This is a genomic window from Lysinibacillus sp. Ag94 (assembly GCF_023242215.1).
Classification (GTDB): domain Bacteria; phylum Bacillota; class Bacilli; order Bacillales_A; family Planococcaceae; genus Lysinibacillus.
The window spans coordinates 387,082-411,317 of record NZ_CP096780.1 but is presented as its reverse complement, the minus strand read 5'-3'; the positions used below and the strand labels follow the sequence as shown (position 1 = coordinate 411,317).

Here is a 24,236-nt window from a genome sequence, read left to right as displayed (position 1 = left end):
CAATTACACCTTTGTGTTATAGAGCATAATGCATAAAAAAATCGGTAATTGCAATGTCGCACTATGCAATTACCGACAACCCCTTTACAAAAACTTATTAGAACCCCTTTATGCCTGAAATAAACAATGTTATTTGCATTTCAATAAATTCTTCAATAGAATGCTGACGATGGAGCGCCCATTTACGGAATGCCCAGCTTTGTCCAGAAACGACTAAGTTATTTGCTGCCAAGTGAATTTGTTGATCCGTCATCGATATTTCACCTGATTGCACACAGCGTTGTAGTAATCGCTCAAAAGTACCAACCATTTCAAACTCTTTACTAAATACATAGCGTTGTGCTTCTTTTGATAATGATTTAGTTTCCTGATACATGATTGTCAGCTCATCAACCATACTATCAATTTGCAAGAAATACTCTCGAATCATTTCCTTTAACTCTTCTATAGTTCCTGCCTTAATCTCATAACTTGAAAGCCGCTCCATCGCATGGTGATAAATACTATCACATACAAGGTAAAGGACATCTTCCTTAGTACGAATATATTCATACAATGTTCCGATACTAAAGCCTGCAGCTTTTGCGATTTCTCTCGTGGTAGCACGATGAAAACCTTTTTCTTTAAATAATTTAATGGCTCCCTCTATCATTTGTTCTCGACGAATGGCGATGAGATTTTCATCTTTTACCGTCGACTGTACTTGGGGTCTTTTATCTCTTCCTGTCATACGTTATTTTGTCAACATACGAGAGATAACAAGTCGTTGAATCTCTTGTGTACCTTCATAAATTTGTGTGATTTTTGCATCTCGCATGAAGCGCTCAACAGGATAATCTTTTGTATATCCATACCCACCAAAGACTTGAACCGCCTCAGTCGTTACATTCATCGCAGTATCGCCAGCCATTAATTTTGCCATTGCAGATGCTTTACCATAAGGTAGACCATTTGATTCCAACCAAGCCGCTTGGTATGTAAGCAGTCGAGATGCTTCAATTTGAGTTGCCATATCCGCTAGTTTAAAGGAGACACCTTGGTTAGCAGTAATCGGTTTACCAAATTGCACGCGCTCTTTACCGTATTCAACCGCTGCATCCAATGCGCCTTGTGCAATCCCTACAGCTTGTGCCGCAATACCATTACGTCCTCCATCAAGTGTTGTCATCGCAATTTTAAAGCCTTCTCCCTCAGCTCCAAGCATGTTTTCTTTCGGAACGCGACAGTTATCAAAAATAATTTCAGTTGTAGGGGATGAACGAATTCCTAGTTTTTTCTCCTTCTTCCCTACCGAAAAACCTTCAAAGCCAGCTTCAACGATAAAAGCAGTTGTGCCATGTTTAGCTTCTGGGTCTGTTACTGCAAATACAACATATGTATCTGCTACTCCACCATTGGTAATGAAAATTTTCGAGCCGTTTAAAATATAATCATCACCATCACGTTTTGCATATGTTCTCATGCCACCAGCATCAGAGCCTGATCCTGGTTCTGTTAAACCATATGCACCGATATGTTTACCTTCTGCCATTGGACGAAGATATTTTTGTTTTTGTTCTTCTGTACCGAATTTAAAAATCGGCCAACCAGCAAGTGAAGTATGTGCTGATAACGTTACCCCTGTTGAAGCACATACACGTGATAATTCTTCTACAGCAATGACATATGCAAGATAATCAAAGCCCGCACCACCGTATTCTTCTGGCCATGGAATACCCGTTAACCCTAGCTCCGCCATTTTATCGAAAATTGCACGGTCAAATTCTTCGTTTTCGTCACGTTCAGCTGCTGTTGGTGCTACTTCATTAATAGCAAAATCACGAATCATTTCGCGTAATTGCTCATGCTCTTCTGATAATTGAAAGTTCATTGTCCATTTCCCCTTTTCGTTAGACTCTATTAGTGCTATATTGTTAATTTCAATTTTTGATCATGTTCCTGCTATATTGCTTCGAGAAACTGAGCAATCTTTTGGTTACCTGATCCGTTCTTTGAGGTACCTGAACGATTCATTACATGACCTGACCAGTTTTCCAGGTTACCCGAGCGCTTTATGTTAGCAATCGACATCATCCTTGGAAAATCAACAATGCAACAAACCTTATTTCAGTAAATGTTTACTAATGACTAGCTTTTGAATTTCACTTGTACCCTCGTATATTTCTGTCACTTTTGCATCTCGGAAATAACGCTCTACCGGATAATCTTTTGTATAGCCATAGCCACCAAAAATCTGTATAGCGTCTAGCGCTGTTTGCACTGCTGTACGAGAGGCAAAAAGTTTTGCCATCGAGGCCTCCGCTCCACACGGTAACCCTTTTGTGCGTAAATCCGCAGCCCGATAGACTAATAATTTCACTGCTTCCACAGCAGTCGCCATATCAGCAAGCTTGAAGCCAACACCTTGTTGCGTTGCAATAGGCTTTCCAAATTGAACACGTTCTTTGGCATATGCAGTGGCTGCCTCTAGCGCTGCTTCAGCAATACCTAGGGCTTGTGCTGCGATTCCAATACGTCCAACATCTAAATTGGCCATTGCGATTTTAAAGCCTTCCCCTTCCTCCCCAAGAAGGTTTGCGGCTGGAATGCGACAGTTGTCGAATGTAAGTTGAACTGTACGTGAGCCGTGTAAGCCCATTTTTTGTTCATCTTTCCCTACGATTAAGCCCGGAGTTCCTTTTTCAACAATAAAGGCTGAAATACCACGTGTTTTTTCAGTAGGATTCGTTGAGGCAAAGACAATATAAACATCCGCTTCTCCACCATTTGTAATAAACACCTTGGAGCCGTTGATGACATATTCATCTCCATCTCGCACCGCTTTGGATTGTAAAGAGCCCGCATCTGAACCAGCGCTAGGCTCCGTTAAACAAAATGCCCCTAAATATTCACCTGCAGCAAGCTTTGGAACATAACGTTTCTTTTGTTCATCGTTGCCGAAATAAATAATGGGATTTGTTCCTACCGAAGTATGCACAGATAAAATAACCCCCATTACAGCACTCACCTTCGATAGTTCATTGATAGCAATTATGTACGATGTAAAATCCATCGCTGAGCCGCCTAATTCCTCAGGCGCCGTAATCCCCATTAAACCTAATTCTCCCATTTGTGCAAGGAGCTTACGCGGAAACTCTCCTGCCTCCATTCGTTCAACCCACGGTTCGATTTTATCCTGAGCGAAATTTCGAACCATATCACGCATCATTATTTGTTCATCTGTAAATTGTAAATGCATCTATAATGTCACCCCTGTATGTTGTCCCGTAGCATTACATTTCGTTTTGAATCGCCCCATCCCCATAGGATTATTCGTAAACGTAAAAGCCTCTTCCAGATTTTTTACCTAGCCATCCTGCTGCCACATATTTACGAAGCAATGGACAAGGTCTATATTTACTATCACCTAAGCCCTCATGTAAAATCTCCATGATAGATAGACATGTATCAAGACCAATGAAATCTGCTAATGTTAATGGCCCCATCGGATGATTCATTCCAAGCTTCATTACATCATCAATAGCTTCTTTCGATGCTACACCCTCATACAATGCGTAGATCGCTTCATTAATCATTGGTAATAAAATACGATTCGAAATAAAGCCCGGGAAGTCATTGACCTCCACTGGCGTTTTCGATAATGTTACTGTCATGTCTTCAACCGCTTTGTAGACTTCATCACTTGTAGCTAACCCTCTAATAATTTCTACTAGCTTCATAACAGGTACCGGATTCATAAAGTGCATACCAATTACTTGCTCTGGACGATTTGTTACAGCTCCAATTTCCGTAATTGGTAAAGATGATGTATTCGTAGCTAAAATGGCATGTGCCGGTGCAATCTGATCAATTTGCTTAAAGATGGATTGCTTTACTTCCATATTTTCCACTGCTGCCTCGATGATAATATCTACATCACTAGCATCCTGTAAATCTAGTGACATACTAATACGACCTAGAATAGCTGCCTTCTCTTCCTCAGTTTTACGACCCTTTTCGACATCACGTGTCAGGTTTTTCGTAATGACGCCCAAACCACGTTCGAAAAATTCTTGCTTCATGTCATTCAGTTTGACATCATAACCAGCTTGTGCACAAACTTGTGCAATGCCGGAGCCCATTTGCCCAGCACCAATAACCATTACTTTTTGAATTCCCATCATTCGTGTCCCCCTGTTTTCGGTACTTCAATCATAATTGCATCGCCTTGCCCTCCACCTGAGCAGATAGCCGCAATTCCGATACCACCGCCACGGCGCTTTAATTCATGAGCAAGTGTTAAAATAATGCGTGCGCCAGATGCTCCGATTGGATGACCTAGTGCCACTGCACCACCGTTAACATTGACCTTTTCCGCATCTAAATCTGCCAACTGCTTGCTGACAAGAGCTACAGCTGCAAATGCTTCATTGATTTCGATCAAATCAATGTCAGCTAATGATTTCCCCGTCTTTTTCAGTAATTTGTTAATGACAAGCCCTGGTGTTTGTGGGAAGTTCTCTGGCTCAATAGCGATCTCTTCATGGCCGATAATAACCGCAAGTGGCTTTCTGCCTTCACGAGTTGCACGTTCCTCACTCATTACTACTAGGGCACATGCACCATCGTTAACGCCAGGTGCATTACCTGCTGTAATTGTTCCATCCTTGTCAAAGGCTGGCTTGAGTTTTGTAAGTACCTCCATTGATGTACCGGGTCTTGGTGCCTCGTCTGTATCGACTTGAAGCGGTTCTCCCTTACGTTGTGGAATTTCCACAGGCACGATTTCTTCAGCAAAGTAACCTTTTTCAATTGCTGCTACTGCACGTTCATGACTGCGAACTGACCAAGCATCCTGCTCCTCACGGCTTAACGAATATTCTTTCGCCGTTGTATTACCGTAGCTTCCCATATGTGGCCTTGCCTTACTAAAGGCACATGTTAAGCCATCATAAAGCATGCCATCCACCATTGTTGAGTCACCCATGCGTAAACCTGTTCGACCATTTTGTAGATAATACGGTGCATTGGACATGGACTCCATACCACCGGCGATTATTACTTCTTCGTCCCCTAATCGAATTAGCTGATCTGCTAGTGTTACAGCACGCATCCCTGACGCACAAACCTTGTTAATCGTTTCTGTTTTCACTGCTATTGGTAAATTTGCTTTGATCGCAGCCTGCCTTGAAGGAATTTGCCCCTGTCCCCCTTGTAAAACGGAGCCTAAAATTACTTCATTCACTTCATCAGGCGAAATATTCGCTTTCTCTAGTGCCCCTTTTATGGCGATCGCACCTAAGTCACTTGCACTTAATGCTGATAGTGAACCTCCAAACTTACCAAATGCAGTTCTTGCTCCTGCTAAAATTACAGCTCTATTCAAGTAAAACACCCCTTTTGTTTTACGTTTCCAGAAGAAGTATTAGAGCTTCTACGTTGACTGAACGCTCGCTCGACCTCTAGCTATGAAAAATGGGAGTTTATAGTTCAACTCCCATCTCCATTTAATCTTATTCTACAAAACAATTATTTATTGTGCAATTTATATTTTTCAGATAACTAAAATATTTCTGCAATAAACATCATTTTTCTGCGTTAATTTCCGCATTCTCGTTTTGTTCGACACTGTCCACGGAAGCTACTACTTCTTCAACAGCTTCCTCGACAGCTTTCACTTTTTCACCAAATACAGAACGCTCTAATAGTTCTGCAACATCGAATGTACCGATTGAATCCTCAACCTCTTTTGCCTTTGTTCCATCCTCTAGCATCGTTAAGCAGTAAGGACATCCAGAAGAGATAACAGATGCATCAGTTGCTAAAGCTTGTTCTGTTCGTGCTACGTTAATACGATTGCCGACATGCTCTTCCATCCACATTAAACCGCCACCTGCGCCACAGCACATTGCCGTTTCACGATTACGCTCCATTTCCACAAGCTTAACACCCGGGATGCCACGTAATATTTCGCGTGGTGCATCATATACATCGTTATAACGACCTAAATAACAAGAATCGTGGAAAACAATCGTTTCATGAACTTCGTAATTTAACGCCAGGCGATTTTCTTCAATCAATTGATTCAATAGTTCTGTATGGTGGTAGACCTCGCCCTTCCAGCCAAAGTCTTGGTATTCATTTTTAAAGATATTGTAAGCATGCGGGTCAATCGTAACGATTTTCTTCACGTCGTTTTTCTCAAATTCATCAATATTTGCTGTTGCCAGCTCTTGGAATAAAAATTCATTTCCTAAACGACGAGGAGTGTCCCCTGAGTTTTTCTCTTTATTTCCTAAAATCGCAAACTTCACGCCCGCCTCGTTTAATAAACGACAAAAGGCTAATGCAATTTTTTGCGAGCGGTTATCAAATGCCCCCATGGAACCTACCCAGAATAAATATTCCATTTCCTCGCCTGATTTTTTCAGCTCTTTCACTGTTGGAATATGAATAGTTGGATCGAGATCACGCCAATTTTCTTTTTCTTTACGATTTAAGCCCCAAGGATTGCCTTGACGCTCGATATTTGTCATCGCGCGTTGAGCATCTGGGTTCACTTTTCCTTCAGTCATCGTTAAGTAACGACGTAAATCAATAATTTTATCGACATGCTCGTTCATAACAGGACATTGATCTTCACAGTTACGGCAAGTTGTACATGCCCAAATCTCAGATTCTGTAATAACATCACCAATTAAAGAAGGGCTGTAAATATCTTCAATCACTGCCCCCTCAGCACCAGCTGCCATCGCTAGCTGATTCCCCTTTGTATTAGCAAAGAATTGATAAGGAACCCATGGCTTTTGCTTTGTTACAACAGCACCTGTAAATGTTAAATGATCACGAAGCTTCACGATTAAATCCATAGGTGATAGCATTTTCCCTGTTCCCGATGCTGGACACATATTTGTACAGCGTCCGCACTCTACACAGGAATATAAATCTAACATTTGTTTTTGTGTAAAATCTTGAATACGGCCAACACCAATTGCTGGAATATCCTCTTCATCTTCCGCATTTTCTAATGCCTCAAAGTCGATCGGTGTTAAAGTACCTGTACGATCTAAACGATTCATATACACATTAATCGGGCTTACAATCAAGTGGAAGTGCTTCGATTGTGGTACATACACTAAGAATGTCAAAAGAATTAATAAGTGTGCCCACCACATTACATAGAACACAGCAGCCGCTGCTGAAGCTGGTAAGAAACTAAAAATCGCAGCGATACCAGAAGCAACTGGCTCTGTATAAGTTAGTCCTTCACCATGCCAAATTATTCCCATACCATTTGCAAGTAATGTGGATACCATTAACCCACCAATGAAGATTAAGACAAGACCATTTTTCCAGCCTCGTTTTAGACGTACTAGCTTTTCTACATAGCGTCGGTAAAATGCCCACACAACCGCCACTAAAATCATTAATACCACAAGCTCTTGGAAAAATGTAAACACACTGTAGAAAACACCAAGCGGTAAATGTGATCCAGGTGCTAACCCCTTCCAAATTAAATCAATGGCACCTAGCTGCACCATCAAAAATCCATAGAAGAACATGACATGGATTAAACCACTCTTTGGATCTTTTAATAGCTTGTTTTGGCCAAGTACATTGACCATAAGATAACGAACTCGTTCTTTAACACTTTCATCAAATTCAATCTTTTTCCCCAATTGCACAAACTTATAGCGTGTTTTTAACAGATAGAAGAACAATCCTACTGCATAAAGCACAACCACGACTGTTAGAACAATGTTTGCAATTACTAATGGACTCATGGTTGGTCCCCCCCTTAGTTTGTCGTAACTTTCTCTCTTTGTGATAAATTTGCTAGCTCATACGTAAATGTACGTCATTCCATCATTATATTCCTATTCTAATAAATGAGTGAGCATTCAGTCAACATAAAACGGAAATATTTCTGATAATTTTATATTCTTACATTTTACTAGAAAAAATGCCACCCTAAATTTTAAGTGCGTTCTAAAACACTACAGATTTATTTTTAATATAAATTTGTCTTCTTTTGTAGTATTTACATAGTCAAAAAAGCCGATTTGCATCATGTTAAGATGGCAAATCGGCTTTTTTTAGTGCGCTAGATTTAAAAGTAGTTATTTTATTTCAACGTGATGCCTTTAGTCTTTCGTTCCTCTGCTTGTGGTCTCATATCACCCTTAGTTGATAAAAACTGAAATTATTCCGATAAAAGTTAAAATTGTTCCGATAAATCTTCAAAGTACTAATCGAAAAATGAATGCATCTCAATAACCACAACTTTAGGTAATTATTTTTTAAAGACATTGCCGCTTCGAATATATTCAACATCCGCGACATTCAATCGGAAATTCACAACCCTTGCAGCTGCAAATAAATAGTCAGATAGACGGTTTAAATATTTTTGTACAATTGTCGGTACATCTTCGATTTCCTTCATAAGCGTTACCATTTGACGCTCTGCTCGACGTGCTACTGTGCGAGCAATGTGTAAGGTTGCAGCTGCTGGTGCACCACCTGGTAAAATAAAGCGCTGTAACGGCGGTGCTTCATCTGATAATGCATCAATACGCGTTTCCAACACTTCGATTGGCTGCTCTGTTAGCTTATAATGACGTTCCTTCATGACGTTAGCAAGATCGCCACCCGCATCGAAAAGCTCATGCTGAATTGTTTCTAAATCAATTAAAATATCCTTAAATAATTCACGATCTAGTTCACTAACAGCCTTACCAATAAAAGAATTTAATTCATCAATGGCCCCATACGTTTCAACGCGTAAGCTATCTTTATCAACGCGTCCACCGATAAGACTAGTTTTCCCTGTATCGCCGGTTTTCGTGTAAAGCTTCATTCTCTCATCTCCTAAAGTTATTTTATAATTTCGCCTCCGCTGTCGCGCAGGGCATTATTTTCATTTAGCAGGTGTATCTGCTGAATGAAGATAATTTTTTATTGCCTGTACAGTTGTTTCAAAAACACCTTTACCGATAATCTTACCTACATCAGTAATGGGACCTCCATACAGCATTTCTTCCCCTTTTTGTGTAGCTGCAATTAATAAACTATCCGTAGCAGTACCTGTCGCAATTGTACCACTAAGTTCATCGCGAATATTTTCCGATTGCAATGCCTTTGTTTTTGCCTCGGTAGCCGTCATCATTGCTTGGAAAAACGCTTCTTCTGATAAACAACCATTAACAATAACCCACGTATTTATAGTACCAATATGTGGTTCATCTTGTCTTTCATGTGTACGAGACACATCAACTGCATTACCTACTCCGGCCGTAACGGCAACTAGGACGCTGCCAAAGGAAGCTTTATATTCATTAATAGCTACAAGATTTGTTGGGACAGCCGTTAACATGACGACGGTACTTGTAGATGAAAAATGTTCCTTTAGTAGAAATTCAGCGACCTCTCTCTTCACATCATTAATGACATAATCTATTGGTACAGAGCGATTTAACAGACAATCATACCAACCAATACCCGGATTATGGACAGCTGAGGACACTGTTTTTAACGGAAACTCCGATTGAAGTTTAATATAACGATCTGTAACAGTGAAATTTTCTTTTGTAATGACAGCACGCTGCTGCTGTTCAACTGATGCTGGCATCATGGTGATTTGAGGCTTTGGAATTTCTGGATGTGCGTAAGTTGCAACTCGAGCTTGATAGACGTCTTCGATTTGCGAAGCGATTAATACTTCATGCGGCGCCCCCAATGCTCGCATCCGCCCCTCCTCCATTAGCAATAATTCATCACAATAAAGGGAGGCTAAATTCATATCATGCAGTACCATAATAACGGTCAAACCACTTTCGATTGCTTCCTTTCGCACCATATCTAAAATTTGACGTTGATGAGCAATATCTAGATGGTTCGTTGGTTCATCTAGCAGCAATATTTCAGCTGTTTGCGCAAGTGCTTGGGCTACAAATACTCTTTGCTGCTCACCGCCCGACAAAAATTCCATCGGTGTTTGTTCATAGCGTTTCACACCAGTTTGCATCATGGCATGTTGGACTGCTTGTTCATCGCGATCAGTCCAGCTTGAAAAGAAGCCTGTTTGATGTGGATAACGCCCAAGTGATACTGCCTCCCGTACACTGTTAGAAAAAGCATTAGCATGTAATTGTGGTAGCACCGCCATTTTTTTTGCTAATGCACGGGCATTGTAAGAGCTGCTACTTTTACCATCTACTAATATAGTGCCTGCATTTGCTGGTAGTATACCACTTATTACTTTTAACAGTGTGGATTTCCCGCTACCATTCGGCCCTAAGATCCCTAGTATTTTGCCTTTTTCAACTGAAAAACTTATATCCCGGACGATAGGTACGTCTTCATAGCCGCCGGAAAGATGTTCAACAACAATCATGCCCGTACCCCCTTGCTTCTACGTTGCTTGTAAAAAATATAGGAAAAAACCGGTGCCCCAATAAATGCAGTAATGACACCAATCGGTAGCTCTCTTGGCATAATAATTGTTCGTGCTATTAAATCACAAATAATCAGCAAAGTTGCCCCATTTAAAAAGGATAATGGCAATAAGTGTCGGTGATCAGAGCCCCAAACCATTCTCGTCATATGAGGGACGACTAAACCAACAAAGCCAATCGTTCCAGAAACAGCTACCGCAGCTCCTGTCAACATGGATCCACCCACTAAAATAATATATTTACTGCGCTTAACATGAACACCTAAATGCTTCGCGCGTTCTTCACCATATAACAGCACATTTAACTCGCGTCTTTGTGTCCAAAGCATAATGGAGCCTATTATGACAAACGGGATAATCATCTGAACATAAGGCCAACCACGCATCGATACTGAGCCGAGCAGCCATCCGATAACTTGGCGAAGCTCTTCACCAGATAATGCAATCATTAAAGAAATTAAGGAACCTAAAAATGAACTAAATATAACTCCCGTTAAAATTAGAGTTTCCATTTTTAACGAGCGGTCTACTATTCTAGCAAAGCCCATAACAGCTACCATCGTTAATATGGCACCTATCATACTAAAGGTCGGTAATGTAAAATGACCTACTACAGGTATTGATATACTAAAAAAAATGGTCATAACTGCGCCAACTGATGCACCAGAGGAAACACCTAACGTATAAGGATCAGCCAAAGGGTTTTTTAATAAGCCTTGAAAAGCGGCCCCTGCAATTGCAAGTGACGCCCCTACAAGCCCTGCAAGCAAAACTCGAGGTAATCGAATTTTCCATAAAATATTGGCGGCTGTTTCATCAGCCGCCTTATTCCACAATACTTCTAGCGGAATATGAACCGAGCCTATCGCCACGCCACACCAGATGCTAATAATTAGAAGCGTTATTGCTGTTACATAGGCTACAATTTTTTTACTCATTTAAACGCCTCAGGGTAGACGGCCTTCGCTAATTCCTCAAGACCATCTGCTAAACGAGGACCTTGACGACTTGTTATATTTTCATCCACTTGTACTATGGCTTTATTTTTCACGGCAGAGATTGTCTCAAAGCCTGCACGTTGTGGAATTTTCGTTAAAATATTAGGTACGTAATTATATGCCACAACAATGACATCTGGATTTTTTGCGATAATTTGTTCAGCATCAATTTTATACCAGCTATTTGAATCTGCTGCCACATTTTCGGCATGAATCATTTCTAGCATTTCATTCATAAATGTACCTTTACCAGCTGTATAAATTTCTGGCTCATCAGACGACTCTACAAAGACTTTTTTCGCCTCAACACCGTCAAGTTTTGTTTCAACTTCTTTAACTTTTGCCTTCATATTTGCAACAATTTTTTTAGCCTCTTCTAGTTTTCCTGTTGCACGACCAAGCTGTTCAATTGTTGTGTAAGTTTCATTAAAGTTTTTTGCATCCGCTACAACAAATACTTTTACACCTGCCGCCTCAAGCTGTTCAATAGCTCCTTTTGAATAACCCATACCCGACGCATGCGCAAAAACGATATCCGGCGTTAAAGCAATAATTTTTTCAATATTATAATCCATACCGCCAACCTTTTCTTTTTTAGTAACCTCTGGTGGATAGTCATCATTATCTGTCACACCAACTATTTCATTATTTAAGCCAAGGCCAAATAAAATTTCTGTGTTACTCGGAATGAGTGAGACAATTTTTTCAGGAGGTGCCTCTAGCGTAATATCCTTACCGGTAGCATCCTTTATCGTCATTGGGAATGTTGCTTGGTCTACTTTTGTTGTCCCTTGTTGCTCAGAAGATGACGGCTTTTCATTTGTCGCCTCTTTTGTATTACATGCAGCAAGTAAGCCAATAGCTAAAAATGCTGATAACCCTATTTTCCAAATTTTCTTCATGTGAATCCTCCTCAGTCTATTTGTGCATATAGTTGTTATTGTTTTTCTGATTTATCGATACGTTTTAGTTTTTGATTACCTAACATTGTAGGGGTATATCAACATTGCGGACTTCTAGCCAACATTTTAGATTTATCACCTAACATTTTGAATTTATCGCCCCTGTTTTCAAATTTATCGACATTCATCTTCCAAAACAAATACCCCTCATCAAAAAATAATGAGGGGGTCAAATTTGCACAAAAATACATATACAAAATCCACCATCCTATCCTCGTAGGCTACAACGTGTTTTCTATAAAGGCAGGTCTCCTGGCTCGTGCTTCATACGCTTTTTCAAGCCTTCCCGAAATTTTCAGTGGCGCAGATTGAAAAAACTCACACATACAGTGGCGGGACCGCATCGGAATTACACCGATTTCCCTTTTCACTTTACTTAAGTAAAGAACCTTTATAATATTCAGTTGATTTTATTATACATGAAAATGAAAGAAGTCGCCTCCATTCGAGACGACTTCTATACAATCCATTACGCCTTGGCATAATTGCGTCCGGGATTGGCTTTGTGCTTAGGCCTGCGTGATGCAGGTCAGTTAGCCGTTATTGCATGGATGCGATGATTTTAGGCTAACATCCTATGTGAACATCTTTCCGATTCAGTGACATTCGCCAATATGATGTTGGTCACTCAGTCATCGCCACAGGACGTGGCGTTCTTAGACTGAGTTCCTCTATTTCAGCAGGTTATTTGGACACTACCGAACTAAGTTAAACTATATCTGAAAAATACTGTACCGTTTTCATTGGTGCACCCATTTCTCGCAATGCCCATGTATTCTCTAAATAAATATCTGCTAGCTTCTCATATTTGCCGCCGAATTTTTGTGCCCATTCGACTGCTACCACACTTTCATATAAATGCGCCATTTTCTCTGCGACCTTTTTTGCTTCAAACGATTTTGTTGCATCATCTAAACGGCTAAATGTTTGCAAAGTTGAATCTAGTTTTGCTAATTGATCCACAACAATTTCAACTAATGGACTGTCAGCTAGTTTTTCTAGACGTTCTTCCATGACACGAACAAACATTTCGTGCGCATGAAACTTATCAACTAAGCGAATGAGCTCTAAAGCTAAAATATTCGCAGTCCCTTCCCATACAGTAAGTACTTGTGCATCTCTTAATAACCGAGGTGTAACAAAATCTTCAATATAGCCGTTTCCGCCATGTAATTCAATGGCTTCACTAGCATAATGTACAGCTTGCTCTGCCGTTTCTTTTTTCATGATCGCAATATACAAACGGTTTAAAATAATATCTTCTTTAATCCCAAGCCCACTAGTTACTTTATCGTACAGCTGAATAAGATCAAAAACAGTGGCAACTTCTACATGAAGCTTGGCACCGAATTTCCCTAGTGTATCCTGGATCATGGGATATTGTGTTAAAGGTTTACCAAAGGCATGACGATTTGTCACATAATGCTTCGCCTCTAAATAACCGCGGCGCATTATGCCGATAGAAGCAACCGCATTGCAAATTCTCGATAAATTAAGTGCCTCCAGCATATAGTAAATCCCTTTATTTGGGTCACCGACAACATATGCTAATGCACCATCAAATTCCACCTCACCAGAAGGTACTGCTCTAACGCCAAGTTTATCCTTTAAACGGCGAATGCGCAGGTTATTAACTGTACCATCCTCATTTCGCCATGGAACTGCAAACAATGTTAAGCCCTTTGAACCCTCCTGAGCCTCTTCCATGCGCGCCAATACCATAGTTACTCCACACATTCCTGCGTTAGATGCAAAATATTTCTCCCCATATAAACGATACTGATTGCCGTCCTGTCTTGCCTTCACAACATTCGCTCCAACATCAGAGCCACCTTGACGCTCCGTTAAAAACGTAGCCCCCTCATATAGCTCTGTCTCTCCTGTTGCACAAACATGTGGTAAAAAGCGCGCCTTCACCTCATCACTTGCATAATGATCAAGGAGATAAGCCGTTGCCATTGTTAACGTAACAGGACAGTAAAAGCCTGGCTCAGCATGTGACAGTATATAGCCTTGGGCAAAGCTATAGACATAGTTACCCTTTCTACCTAATTGCGGAATATCCTTATGCACATAGCCAACAATGCCGGTATTGTATGTCTCTTCAATTGTTCTTTTATAGCCATCATTGACCCAAACCTCTGACACTTCTTCACCATAGGCATTATACCTTTGTAATCGAGGTTCACCCTCCCTATCAGTATGCTTAGCTCTCACATCAATATCTCCAGCACAAAGTTCACCAAAATCTGTTAGCTCACGTTTTGCATAGTCAACAAACTCTTTATCTAGCATCATTTCTAAAACTTTATGAAGTGTATCATTTTCGTTAAAAAAGTTTGTTGTTTTCATTTCTTCCCGCTGTAAAACTTTCATGCTATCTCACCCCTTGTCCCTTCAAGGATTGTTTTAGTATTTTGCCCGATGCATTTCGTGGTAACGCTTCCACACGTTCAAAGATGCGTGGAATTTTATATTTAGCAAGATGCTCCTCCAAATAAGCTTTAAGTTCGTCCTCGTCAGTTTCCGTTTTAGCGGCATAAACGGCCTTCACCGTTTCTCCCCACTCCGGATGTGGTACACCGATCACAGCCACTTCAAATATCCCCTCATAGCACAACATACGATCTTCTATTTCTTTCGGATAAATATTCACACCACCTGAAAAAATAACATCCTTTTTACGATCAACAATCCAAATATAGCCGTCCTCATCTATGCGAGCTAGGTCACCTGTTTTCAGCCACCCATCTATAAATGCACCCTTTGTGGCAACATCATCCTTGTAATAGCCCAGCATATTACCTTCACCGAATAGCACGATTTCTCCTACGTCACCCACACTGACATCTTCTCCATTGTCGTTAATAATCCGTAGCTCCGCCCCAAGTGGTGCACGCCGACCGATGCTCCCCGCCTTCGTTACATGCTCTTCACCAAACAATATTGAACCATTTGGACCAGCCTCTGTTAATCCATAGACACAGGTTACATGATCCGTTCGGAAAGCTTTTTGGATAAAGCGAATTTCATTTTGCGATAACGGCGCTCCACCATAAACCCACCATTTCATCGATGATAGATCAGCTGTTTGCAATCTTGGCATTTGGGCGGTTAACAAATAAGCAACAGGAGCTCCGAAGAAATGCGTTGTCCGTTCCTGCTCGATTGAATCTATCAATAAATCAGGTGTAAATGTTGGCGCTAGTATATTGGTCGAGCCTACAAGTACTCCTGCCATTAAAAATAAATGTAATGGAGCTGAATGCGTCAATGGCATCATAAGAAGAATCCGACTTTCTGGCTTTACTTCCATTTCTATTGCAATCATTTGCGCTACAGTTAAAATATTGCGATAGCTAAACAACACGCCCTTTGGTTTTCCCGTTGTACCCGACGTATATAAAATCGTTGAAACGTCATCTTCATTCAATTGGCAATCAATTGTTTGACTGCTTGCATGTTGAATAAGCGATTCATAATTTAGCCAACCAGCCTTCTCTTGACCTGTTTTGATTTTTAAAGGAACTATCGTGATGTTTTCAACTGCTGCAAAAATTGCCTCATGCACGAGAATAGCTTTAGCATCAGCATGCTGCGCTACATACTCAACCTCTCGCAGCGTAAATTTCGCATTTACCGGAACGACAATGGCTCCAATGCGCTGAATAGCAAAATAGCTAACAACAAACTCTACAACATTTGGCATAAAAATAATAACTTTGTCACCTTGCCAGACCCCCTGCTCTAACAAAGCATGACTAAGACGTGTCACTTGCTCATCTAAATCACGATAAGTCACACGTCTGCCCTGACAAACAACCGCTTCACTCATAGGGTACTTTCGCGCATTACGTGCTAATAAATTCGAACTATTCATCATGCATCTCTCCCTTTAAAGTCGCTAATTTTTCTGTAAATATGCCTTGTAATTGCTGTAACTCCTTTTTCATCTGTACAAGCTCTGCAATTTTGCTATCAATTTCTTGTATTTTTTCCTCCCCATATTCGACCGTGCGCTCCAACTGCTGAATGCCCGTGCGATCATCATCAAACAGCAATACCATCTCCTTGATCTCCTCAAGTGAAAAACCGTACCGCTTCCCTCGGAAAATAAGCTTAAGCTTCGCTAATTCTTTTTTTGAAAAGGTTCGCTGATTAGTAGATGATCGATTAGGTTTAAGCAGCCCTAGTTCCTCATAATAACGAATTGTCCGTGTTGAAACATCAAACTCCTTAGCCACTTCTTGAATCGTCTTCAACACCATCTCCCCTTTCCGTTTTTCATCAGTATATCATTGACGCTAACGTAAACTACAACAAGATTTCTGAATTTTGCAGAAAATTTAAGTTTTAGAGAGATGAATCTAATTATTTCAGGGATTTTATCTGGCACTTTAATGGTTCTATCCATGATATTGGGGGTTCTATTCATGTTTTTTGGGGGTTCTTTCCGTCGCTTGGCTGTCTCTTCCGTCGCTTCGACTATTCTTTCCGTCGCCTAAGCGGCTCTTTCCGTCGCTTCAGATTCTTTCCGTCGTTCTGGCGGTTCTTTCCGTCGCTTGGGCTGTCTCTTCCATCGCTTCGACTATTCTTTCCCTCGCCCCGGCTGCTCTTTCCGTCGCTTCAGATTCTTTCCGTCACTCCGACTGTTCTTTCCGTCGCTTCGACTATTCTTTCCGGCGCCTCGGCGGTTCCTTCCGTCGCTTCAAATTCTTTCCGTCGTTCTGGCGGTTCTTTCCGTCGCTTGGGCTGTCTCTTCCGTCGCTTCGACTATTCTTTCCCTCGCCCCGGCTGCTCTTTCCGTCGCTTCAGATTCTTTCCGTCGTTCTGGCGGTTCTTTCCGTCACTTTGGCTATCTCTTCCGTCGCTCCGGCTGCTCCTTCCGTCGCTTCAAATTCTTTCCGTCGCTCTGGTGGTTCTTTCCGTCACTTCGGCTGTTTCTTCCATCGCTTCGACTATTCTTTCCGTCGTCCCGGCTGCTCCTTTCGTCGCTTCAGATTCTTTCTGTCGCTCTGGTGGTTCCTTCCGTCACTTGGGCTGTCTCTTCCGTCGCTTCGACTATTCTTTTCGTCGCCTCGGCGGTTCCTTCCGTCGCTTCGGTTGCTCCTTCCATCGCTTCAGATTCTTTCCGTCACTTCGACAGTTCCTTCCGTCACTTCGACTGTTCCTTCCGTCGCTTCGACTGTTCCTTCCGTCGCCCTGGCTGCTCCCTCCGTCGCTTCATATTCTTTCTGTCACTTAGACTATTCTTTCCGTCGCTCCGGCTGCTCCTTCCGTCGCTTCAAATTTTTCCGTCACCCCAGCTGCTCTTTCCGTCGCCCCAGAATCTTCCCCTCAACCCGGCCACTCTTTCCCTCGCCTCAACCGCTCTTGCTTTCTAAAACAAAAAACCCCCGGCACATGATTGTGCCGGGGGCTAGAAAGACGATTATTACATTTTTTCCGGTGCAGATACGCCGATTAAGCGTAGTGCGTTGGCAATTGTTGTACGTACAGCAGTAATAAGGGCTAAACGAGCTTCTGTTAGCTCTTTATTTGAAGCATCTAACACTTTTTCAGCGTTATAGAAGCTGTGGAATGCAGCTGCTGTTTCTTGAATGTAGTTGGCGATACGGTGTGGTGTACGGTGCTTCGCTGCATCTGCTACCACTTTCGGGAAGTCGCCCACTTTTTTCAGTAAATCAATTTCTTTTTCTGCAGTTAACAGCGTTAAATGATCTGTTGTTGCAGCAAAGCCTTGCTCATTCGCTGAGCGTAAAATGGAAGAAATACGTGCATGCGCATATTGTGCATAATACACTGGATTTTCATTTGATTGAGATACAGCAAGATCAAGGTCAAAGTCCATGTGAGAATCGCCCGCCGTTTTCACGAAGAAATAACGAACTGCATCTAAGCCAACCTCTTCTACAAGCTCACGCATTGTAACAGCGTTTCCTGTACGTTTAGACATTTTGAACTTCTCACCGTTTTTATAAAGTTGAACCATTTGGATGATTTCTACTTCAAGTGTATCACGGTCGTAGCCAAGCGCCTGAATAGCAGCCTTCATACGTGGGATATAGCCGTGGTGGTCAGCTCCCCAAATATTAATTAATTTATCGAAGCCACGTACAATTTTGTCCTCATGGTAGGCGATATCTGGAGTCAGGTATGTGAAAGAACCATCGTTTTTAATTAACACGCGATCTTTATCGTCACCAAATGTTGTTGAACGGAACCAAGTAGCACCGTCTTCTTCAAATACATGACCATTTGCTTTCAGTTTATCTAACGCTACTTCGATTTTGCCGTTTTCGTATAGTGAAGTTTCTGAATACCACACATTAAAGTTTACACGGAAGTTTGCTAGGTCTGTTTTTAACTTGTCTAATTCTAACGCTAAACCATGTTGACGGAAGAATGCAAAACGTTCTTCAGCAGATTTTGCTAAAATTGCATCGCCATGCTCGCCTGCTAGTTTACCAGCGATTTCAATTATATCTTGACCGTGGTAGCCGTCCTCTGGCATCTCAGCATCCATTCCTAAAGCTTGCTTATAACGCGCTTCTAGTGAATACGCTAAATTATTAATTTGGTTACCCGCGTCATTAATGTAGTATTCACGAGATACTTCGTAACCTGCCATATCTAGCACGTTACATAATGAATCCCCTACAGAAGCTCCACGTGCATGACCCAAATGTAGATCACCGGTTGGATTCGCAGATACGAATTCAATTTGAATTTTTTCTCCTGCGCCAGCATTAGAACGACCATAATCAGCACCTTGCTCAAGTACTGCTTTTACTACACCTGATAAGAAATCTTTACGCACAGTAATATTCATGAAGCCAGGACCAGCAATATCGATTTTCTCGATATCTGTGCCTGCTGTGTCAAGATTATCCAAAATAGCTTCTGCAATTGCACGAGGTGGTTTTTTTGCTAATTTCGTTAATTGCATAGCAATATTTGTTGCATAATCTCCGTTTGCTTTATCCTTCGGTGTTTCAAGGTGAATATTTAAATGTGTGCCAGCCTCGACTAAGCCAGCTTTTTCAACAGCCTGCGCAATCGCTGTTTTAATGGCTTGTTGTACTTGTTCTACTGCGTTCATCATTGTACCTCCGTAAATGTAATGTCTAATGTATAATTGCCAACGGATTGCCCACCCATTAGTAAATCGTACTGTACATGGAAATCTCCGCTTACTGCCTGCTTTGTAAATGTCATTTTTTTCGTGTCAATGACGAGTGGCATTGAACCGAAATCACTCTCATAATGACCCATTTGTTGTTCAATTATGTTAAGTGGTAGTCGCATTTTTACTGCTCCATTACGCATAATTAATGCCTGTTCATTGCCTAGCTTCATAGTTGTGCGGATGGTTTTATCCTCCTGCACCTCTTCATATTTCAAATATATGCTTCCTGCTTTTTCAAGTAGCTGCCCTGTCAGCCACATTTCATAACTTTCAGACTCCCCATCAATCGGGTGAATCCTAGAAATGAGCTTAATGTTCACCTGCGATCTTGCTTCGTTCGCCATTATGGACGCTCCCTTTTATTGTTTTTACTATAACCTTTTTATTATAGGATGAATCCTCATATTTTTTCAAGGTAGAAGTAAGTATTCTATCCGATGTTTGTTCAGAATTACTTACCATTTAAGTATTGACACAATTTCCCTGTAAATCTACAGTTATATTATAAAGTTTGAATTTTCAAACTCCTTATCGAAATGAGGGTTGCTTATGTTAACACTTGAACAAATTCATGCTGCTAAACGAAGAATTTCTCCTTATATATTTGAAACACCTATTATTCGATTAAATGGGCTCGATCAGCTTTTAGGATGTCACGTCTACATAAAAGCTGAGAATTTGCAAAAAACAAACTCCTTTAAGCTTCGAGGGGCTCTCAATAAAATGCTTTCCATTCCACTAGAACAACTACAAAAAGGCGTAGTTGCTGCATCCTCTGGTAATCATGGTAAAGGTGTTGCCTATGCTGCCAAGCTATTAAATAGTATGGCGACCATTGTTCTACCGGATTCAGCTCCTAGCGTTAAGGTTGATGGAATACTTGCCTTAGGTGCAGAAGTTGTACAGTGTAAGCTGGCAGAAAGACATGTCCTAACTGAAAAACTTAGTCGTGATCATGGCTATTGCAACATACATCCTTATGATGATTACGATATTATGGCAGGACAAGGAACAGTAGGTTTGGAAATAGTAGCACAGCTTCCTGAAGTCGATACTATTGTTGTTCCTATTGGCGGTGGTGGATTAATTAGTGGCGTTGCAACAGCTGTCAAATCCATAGCCCCTCATATCAACATAATTGGTGTGGAACCTGCTGTTGTTTCGCGTTATACAAAAAGCTTAGAGGCAGGCGAAAGATTGCTTTTAGCGGAACACAAATCTTTGGCTGATGCTCTACTAACTTTACAGCCCGGAGAACGGAACTTCCCAATTGTTCAGGAGCTCGTCGATGAGGTTGTAAGTGTAGATGAGGCTTTGATCCAACGCGGGATGAAAACCTTCTTCTCCGAGGGTAAAATTATCGCAGAGCCTTCCTCTTCTATCGGCATTGGCGCTGCCCTACAAGGAATTTTACCTATTCGTAAAAATGAAAAAGTGTGCTTCCTTATTTCTGGAGGAAATGTCGGATTCAAAAAAGCATCCACTCAAATTTAATGAGTAGATGCTTTTTTGCTTGTCGTTTAAACGTAACTCTCAGGATTTTTTAAATTCATAACAGCCTTTTTAGGAAATAAAGCTCTCCAGAAATAAATTGCGAGACCCATTAACACTAAACAATGAAGGACATAAATAGAAACAGAAAGAACATTCTGCTCACTATCGGTCAAAAATGCAATAAAATCATGCGTAGCGTGCCAGACAATCGGGAAAATAATACTTTTTGTCTTTGCTACAATTTCTGCACAAACTAGCCCAAAGAGGCATGCATAAGTAACCTGTAGTAATGTCATTAAAAAATCCTGACCGGAAAGTAAATTTGTAAAATGACCAATACCAAATAAAATTGAAGAACCTATAATAGCCATTTTAAGCCCTTTTGCTGATAAATATTTGAAAACTAGGCCTCGGAAAATAAGCTCTTCACAAAAACCAACAGCAATAACAAATAGCAGTAAAATAAATACATACTGCGCAGAAAAACCATCTTTATCAGTAATACCGTTCAAGAATGTAGCCAGCTCAGAAACAATGATAACCGCTATCCACGCCTCTGCTTTAAACTTTCTAAATCCGAAATCTTGGAAAGAGAATCTACTTTTTTTCATGATCCAAAGAGTAACTAGTACACCAGCTGCAAAGGCAATAAATTGAATTAAAACTATAGAGCTTAAGCTACTTATATGTTTGACAGCTATAATTACACCAGCTACGAAAGGAAAAACAAGCGCAAGCAAAGTAAATAGTATCGATAAAAGAATAGGTGAATTTTTTATTTTCATTTATTCTCTCCATTCAATAATTTTAGTTTAACGCCTTCAAAAACATCTTTTAAAATACTCTCAATTTCCGAGCTGTCTAAATCGCAAGTATTCGTCGCACACATTGTCGCTATACCATGCGTAGTTAACCATATATCGATAAATAGAGATTTAGCAGAGGTTTGAGTTAACCCTGTTAATTTAGAAATTAATGCTATAATTCCTTGGTTTTCTACATCATTTACTAATTCCAAAAAGCTCGTGATCTTATATTTGTTGGAGAGAAATAACAGCTCAAATAACTTTTTTTCCTCGCGAGCAAAATTAATATAAGCTAACCCCATTCCTAAAAAAGAACTTTCTTGCAAGCCCTGAAACATTCTTTCGTTGTATAGATCGCTAGCCCTTTCATATATTGCATACTTTAAATCGTCCATACTCGAGAATAATCGAAATATAGGCTTTGTCGAACAACCTAATTCTTTTGCTAAATCTCTTGCATTAACACTATCAATCCCACTCTTCCTAGCCATTTCAAAAGCACAATCCATTAAAATTTCTTCTGTAAACCGCTCTTTTGGTGCCAAAAAAATTTGCCTCCTTTTAATAGGTAACACTAGTTACCTATAATGTAACAGTATTCCCCTTCCAATGTCAATAAAGTATTCAAAAAAATGCCAAGAATAAAAAAAGCTCACTTTATAAATGAGCCGTAAACTCCCAATACTATGGATGTCTGGAATGAAAAAGGCTAAAAGTGAGCTTATTACGCTTCCCCACTTATAGCCCCAGATATTCGTTATTTTAAATTTAACAACTCCGAAATTATTTCTGCACTACCTGGCGAAAACATAAATATTGAGCATGAAATACATAATAATCCTACAAATACAAAACTAATTTTCTTTATTAACAAAGATTGCTTTTTCATAAATATTCCTTTAATTACGAAAAATAGCCCTATAAATAAGATTAAGAAATACCAAACGCCCATTTTAGCTCACCCCTTTTACAAAGAAGACGTTAACAGTCAAGGGAAGTTCTACCATCCCGAACAGCTTGTGTATCAAAATTAAAAACCAGCAATGTAAATTATCCTAAATGACCTAGTTATTGCTTTCTTGTTTAATTTGATTGATTCTATTTTTTCCCCATTCATACATCATCTCAACGATTGGTAATAACGTCATCCCTAGTTCTGTCATGGAATATTCAACTTTCGGAGGGACTTCTGGAAACACTTCTCGGTGAACAATTCCATCTTCCATCAGTTCACGTAATTGGTTTGATAATATCTTATGTGATATTTTCGGAAAAAGTCTTTGAAGCTCACTGAAACGATGTGGTCCTTCGACGCCTAAATGCCACAGAATGACGACCTTCCATTTACCACTAATGATTGATAATGTAAGTTCTTTTTCACAATGGTAATCGTTATTTAATATTCTCTCTTTTATCTCTTCTCTTAATTTATCTGACATAGAGCTAACTCCCTTTTCATATAAGTAACTTTTAGTAACCTCCGCACTAAAAAGTGCACTCTTCACAATGTATAAAACCGTAGTAAAATGAGGATAGTCTTAAAGACAAATCTTAATCTATTTTTTCGTCTAAATAAAATTATCTCAACCGAAGGAGCAAAAAAACATGCAAACAATCGCAGGAAAAGTAGCGTTAATTACAGGAGCTGGGCGTGGAATCGGACGTGCAACAGCAGTAGCTTTTGCGCAAGAAGGTATTCACGTAGGTCTTGTTGGACGTACTCTTGAAAATTTACAACAAGTTGCAGAGGAACTTAAGCAGTATGATGTGAAGGTTGCAATCGCTGTGGCAAATGTGGCGGATTTAGACTCTATTACTACAGCCGTTGAATCTATTCGCGGAGAGCTTGGCGCCATCGACATTTTAGTAAACAATGCCGGAATTTCAAAATTCGGTAACTTCATGGACTTAACACCTGAAGAGTGGACAAATATTATCGATGTCAATGTAAAAGGTGTGTACTACACAACACGTGCTGTATTACCGGAGATGCTAGAGCGCAACACAGGCGACATCATTAATATCTCATCAACAGCTGGTCAAAAAGGTGCACCGATTACAAGTGCATACTCGGCTTCAAAAGCTGCGGTTATCGGACTAAGTGAATCATTAATGCTTGAAGTGCGTAAGAAAAACATTCGCGTTACAACATTAACGCCAAGTACAGTTGCTACGGATATGGCGGTTGAGCTTAACTTAACAGATGGCAATCCAGAAAAAGTAATGCAAGCAGAAGATTTAGCAGATTTAATGGTTGCTCAGCTTAAACTTCATCCACGTGTTGTATTAAAGCATGCTGGACTTTGGTCAACGAACCCTTAATAGAACTATTCGAAATATCAAGGCGCTATCTTT

Annotated in this window: 20 protein-coding genes and 1 riboswitch; of the genes, 2 read left to right on the top strand and 18 right to left on the bottom strand. The window is 40.4% G+C overall.

The window, feature by feature from the left end; all coding sequences use genetic code 11:
* Nucleotides 1-97: 97 nt before the first annotated feature.
* The 15 genes from MY533_RS01850 to MY533_RS01780 form a co-directional block, all read right to left on the bottom strand.
* Nucleotides 98-730 (bottom strand): TetR/AcrR family transcriptional regulator, encoded by a 633-nt coding sequence (locus MY533_RS01850; protein WP_248717813.1) that lies wholly within the window; start codon nt 728-730, stop codon nt 98-100.
* Between the two features lie 3 nt (nt 731-733).
* A complete protein-coding gene (locus tag MY533_RS01845) occupies nt 734-1,870 on the bottom strand; it encodes an acyl-CoA dehydrogenase (protein WP_248717812.1) in 1,137 nt (378 codons plus the stop codon).
* Between the two features lie 231 nt (nt 1,871-2,101).
* Nucleotides 2,102-3,238 (bottom strand): acyl-CoA dehydrogenase, encoded by a 1,137-nt coding sequence (locus MY533_RS01840; RefSeq protein WP_248717811.1) that lies wholly within the window; start codon nt 3,236-3,238, stop codon nt 2,102-2,104.
* A 70-nt stretch (nt 3,239-3,308) separates the two neighbouring features.
* A complete protein-coding gene (locus tag MY533_RS01835; RefSeq protein WP_248719130.1) occupies nt 3,309-4,160 on the bottom strand; it encodes a 3-hydroxybutyryl-CoA dehydrogenase in 852 nt (283 codons plus the stop codon).
* Entirely contained in the window at nt 4,160-5,365 is a 1,206-nt protein-coding gene (locus MY533_RS01830) for an acetyl-CoA C-acetyltransferase (protein ID WP_248717810.1), read from the bottom strand. Before MY533_RS01830 ends, MY533_RS01835 begins: the two co-directional genes overlap by 1 nt.
* A 199-nt stretch (nt 5,366-5,564) precedes the next feature.
* Entirely contained in the window at nt 5,565-7,763 is a 2,199-nt protein-coding gene (locus MY533_RS01825; RefSeq protein WP_248717809.1) for a heterodisulfide reductase-related iron-sulfur binding cluster, read from the bottom strand.
* Between the two features lie 509 nt (nt 7,764-8,272).
* A complete protein-coding gene (locus tag MY533_RS01820; protein ID WP_248717808.1) occupies nt 8,273-8,836 on the bottom strand; it encodes a cob(I)yrinic acid a,c-diamide adenosyltransferase in 564 nt (187 codons plus the stop codon).
* Between the two features lie 60 nt (nt 8,837-8,896).
* On the bottom strand, nt 8,897-10,372 hold the full coding sequence (locus MY533_RS01815) for an adenosylcobinamide amidohydrolase (RefSeq protein WP_248717807.1): 1,476 nt from the start codon (nt 10,370-10,372) through the stop codon (nt 8,897-8,899).
* Nucleotides 10,369-11,370: a FecCD family ABC transporter permease gene (locus MY533_RS01810; RefSeq protein ID WP_132360296.1), complete on the bottom strand. Its 1,002-nt coding sequence runs from the start codon at nt 11,368-11,370 to the stop codon at nt 10,369-10,371. Before MY533_RS01810 ends, MY533_RS01815 begins: the two co-directional genes overlap by 4 nt.
* The gene (locus MY533_RS01805; protein ID WP_248717806.1) at nt 11,367-12,332 is read right to left on the bottom strand and encodes an ABC transporter substrate-binding protein; all 966 of its coding nucleotides are present in this window, start codon (nt 12,330-12,332) and stop codon (nt 11,367-11,369) included. The genes MY533_RS01810 and MY533_RS01805 overlap by 4 nt, the downstream gene beginning before the upstream one ends.
* A 284-nt stretch (nt 12,333-12,616) precedes the next feature.
* Nucleotides 12,617-12,800, bottom strand: a riboswitch (cobalamin riboswitch).
* 300 nt (nt 12,801-13,100) lie between these two features.
* On the bottom strand, nt 13,101-14,768 hold the full coding sequence (locus MY533_RS01800; protein WP_248717805.1) for an acyl-CoA dehydrogenase family protein: 1,668 nt from the start codon (nt 14,766-14,768) through the stop codon (nt 13,101-13,103).
* A 1-nt stretch (nt 14,769) separates the two neighbouring features.
* Entirely contained in the window at nt 14,770-16,272 is a 1,503-nt protein-coding gene (locus MY533_RS01795; RefSeq protein WP_248719129.1) for a class I adenylate-forming enzyme family protein, read from the bottom strand.
* Nucleotides 16,265-16,654 carry a MerR family transcriptional regulator gene (locus MY533_RS01790; protein ID WP_248717804.1) on the bottom strand — a complete coding sequence of 130 codons (390 nt, stop codon included), beginning with the start codon at nt 16,652-16,654 and terminating at the stop codon, nt 16,265-16,267. The genes MY533_RS01795 and MY533_RS01790 overlap by 8 nt, the downstream gene beginning before the upstream one ends.
* 1,172 nt (nt 16,655-17,826) lie before the next feature.
* On the bottom strand, nt 17,827-19,494 hold the full coding sequence (gene argS / locus MY533_RS01785) for an arginine--tRNA ligase (protein WP_248719128.1): 1,668 nt from the start codon (nt 19,492-19,494) through the stop codon (nt 17,827-17,829).
* Nucleotides 19,494-19,925, bottom strand: coding sequence for a YwiB family protein (locus MY533_RS01780; protein ID WP_248717803.1), 432 nt, complete (start codon nt 19,923-19,925; stop codon nt 19,494-19,496). Before MY533_RS01780 ends, argS begins: the two co-directional genes overlap by 1 nt.
* 205 nt (nt 19,926-20,130) lie before the next feature.
* Here MY533_RS01780 and MY533_RS01775 point away from each other — a divergent pair, with 205 nt between their 5' ends.
* Nucleotides 20,131-21,075: a threonine ammonia-lyase gene (locus MY533_RS01775; RefSeq protein WP_248717802.1), complete on the top strand. Its 945-nt coding sequence runs from the start codon at nt 20,131-20,133 to the stop codon at nt 21,073-21,075.
* Nucleotides 21,076-21,101: 26 nt separating this feature from the next.
* Here the strand turns inward: MY533_RS01775 and MY533_RS01770 are convergent, their stop codons facing one another.
* From MY533_RS01770 to MY533_RS01760, 3 genes are all read right to left on the bottom strand, one after another.
* Nucleotides 21,102-21,860 carry a type II CAAX endopeptidase family protein gene (locus tag MY533_RS01770; RefSeq protein ID WP_248717801.1) on the bottom strand — a complete coding sequence of 253 codons (759 nt, stop codon included), beginning with the start codon at nt 21,858-21,860 and terminating at the stop codon, nt 21,102-21,104.
* Nucleotides 21,857-22,426, bottom strand: a complete 570-nt coding sequence (locus MY533_RS01765; protein WP_248717800.1) for a TetR/AcrR family transcriptional regulator — start codon at nt 22,424-22,426, stop codon at nt 21,857-21,859. Before MY533_RS01765 ends, MY533_RS01770 begins: the two co-directional genes overlap by 4 nt.
* A 519-nt stretch (nt 22,427-22,945) precedes the next feature.
* Nucleotides 22,946-23,320, bottom strand: coding sequence for a winged helix-turn-helix transcriptional regulator (locus tag MY533_RS01760; RefSeq protein ID WP_248717799.1), 375 nt, complete (start codon nt 23,318-23,320; stop codon nt 22,946-22,948).
* A gap of 166 nt (nt 23,321-23,486) precedes the next feature.
* Here MY533_RS01760 and MY533_RS01755 point away from each other — a divergent pair, with 166 nt between their 5' ends.
* Nucleotides 23,487-24,203, top strand: a complete 717-nt coding sequence (locus tag MY533_RS01755; RefSeq protein ID WP_248717798.1) for a 3-ketoacyl-ACP reductase — start codon at nt 23,487-23,489, stop codon at nt 24,201-24,203.
* Nucleotides 24,204-24,236 lie beyond the last annotated feature (33 nt).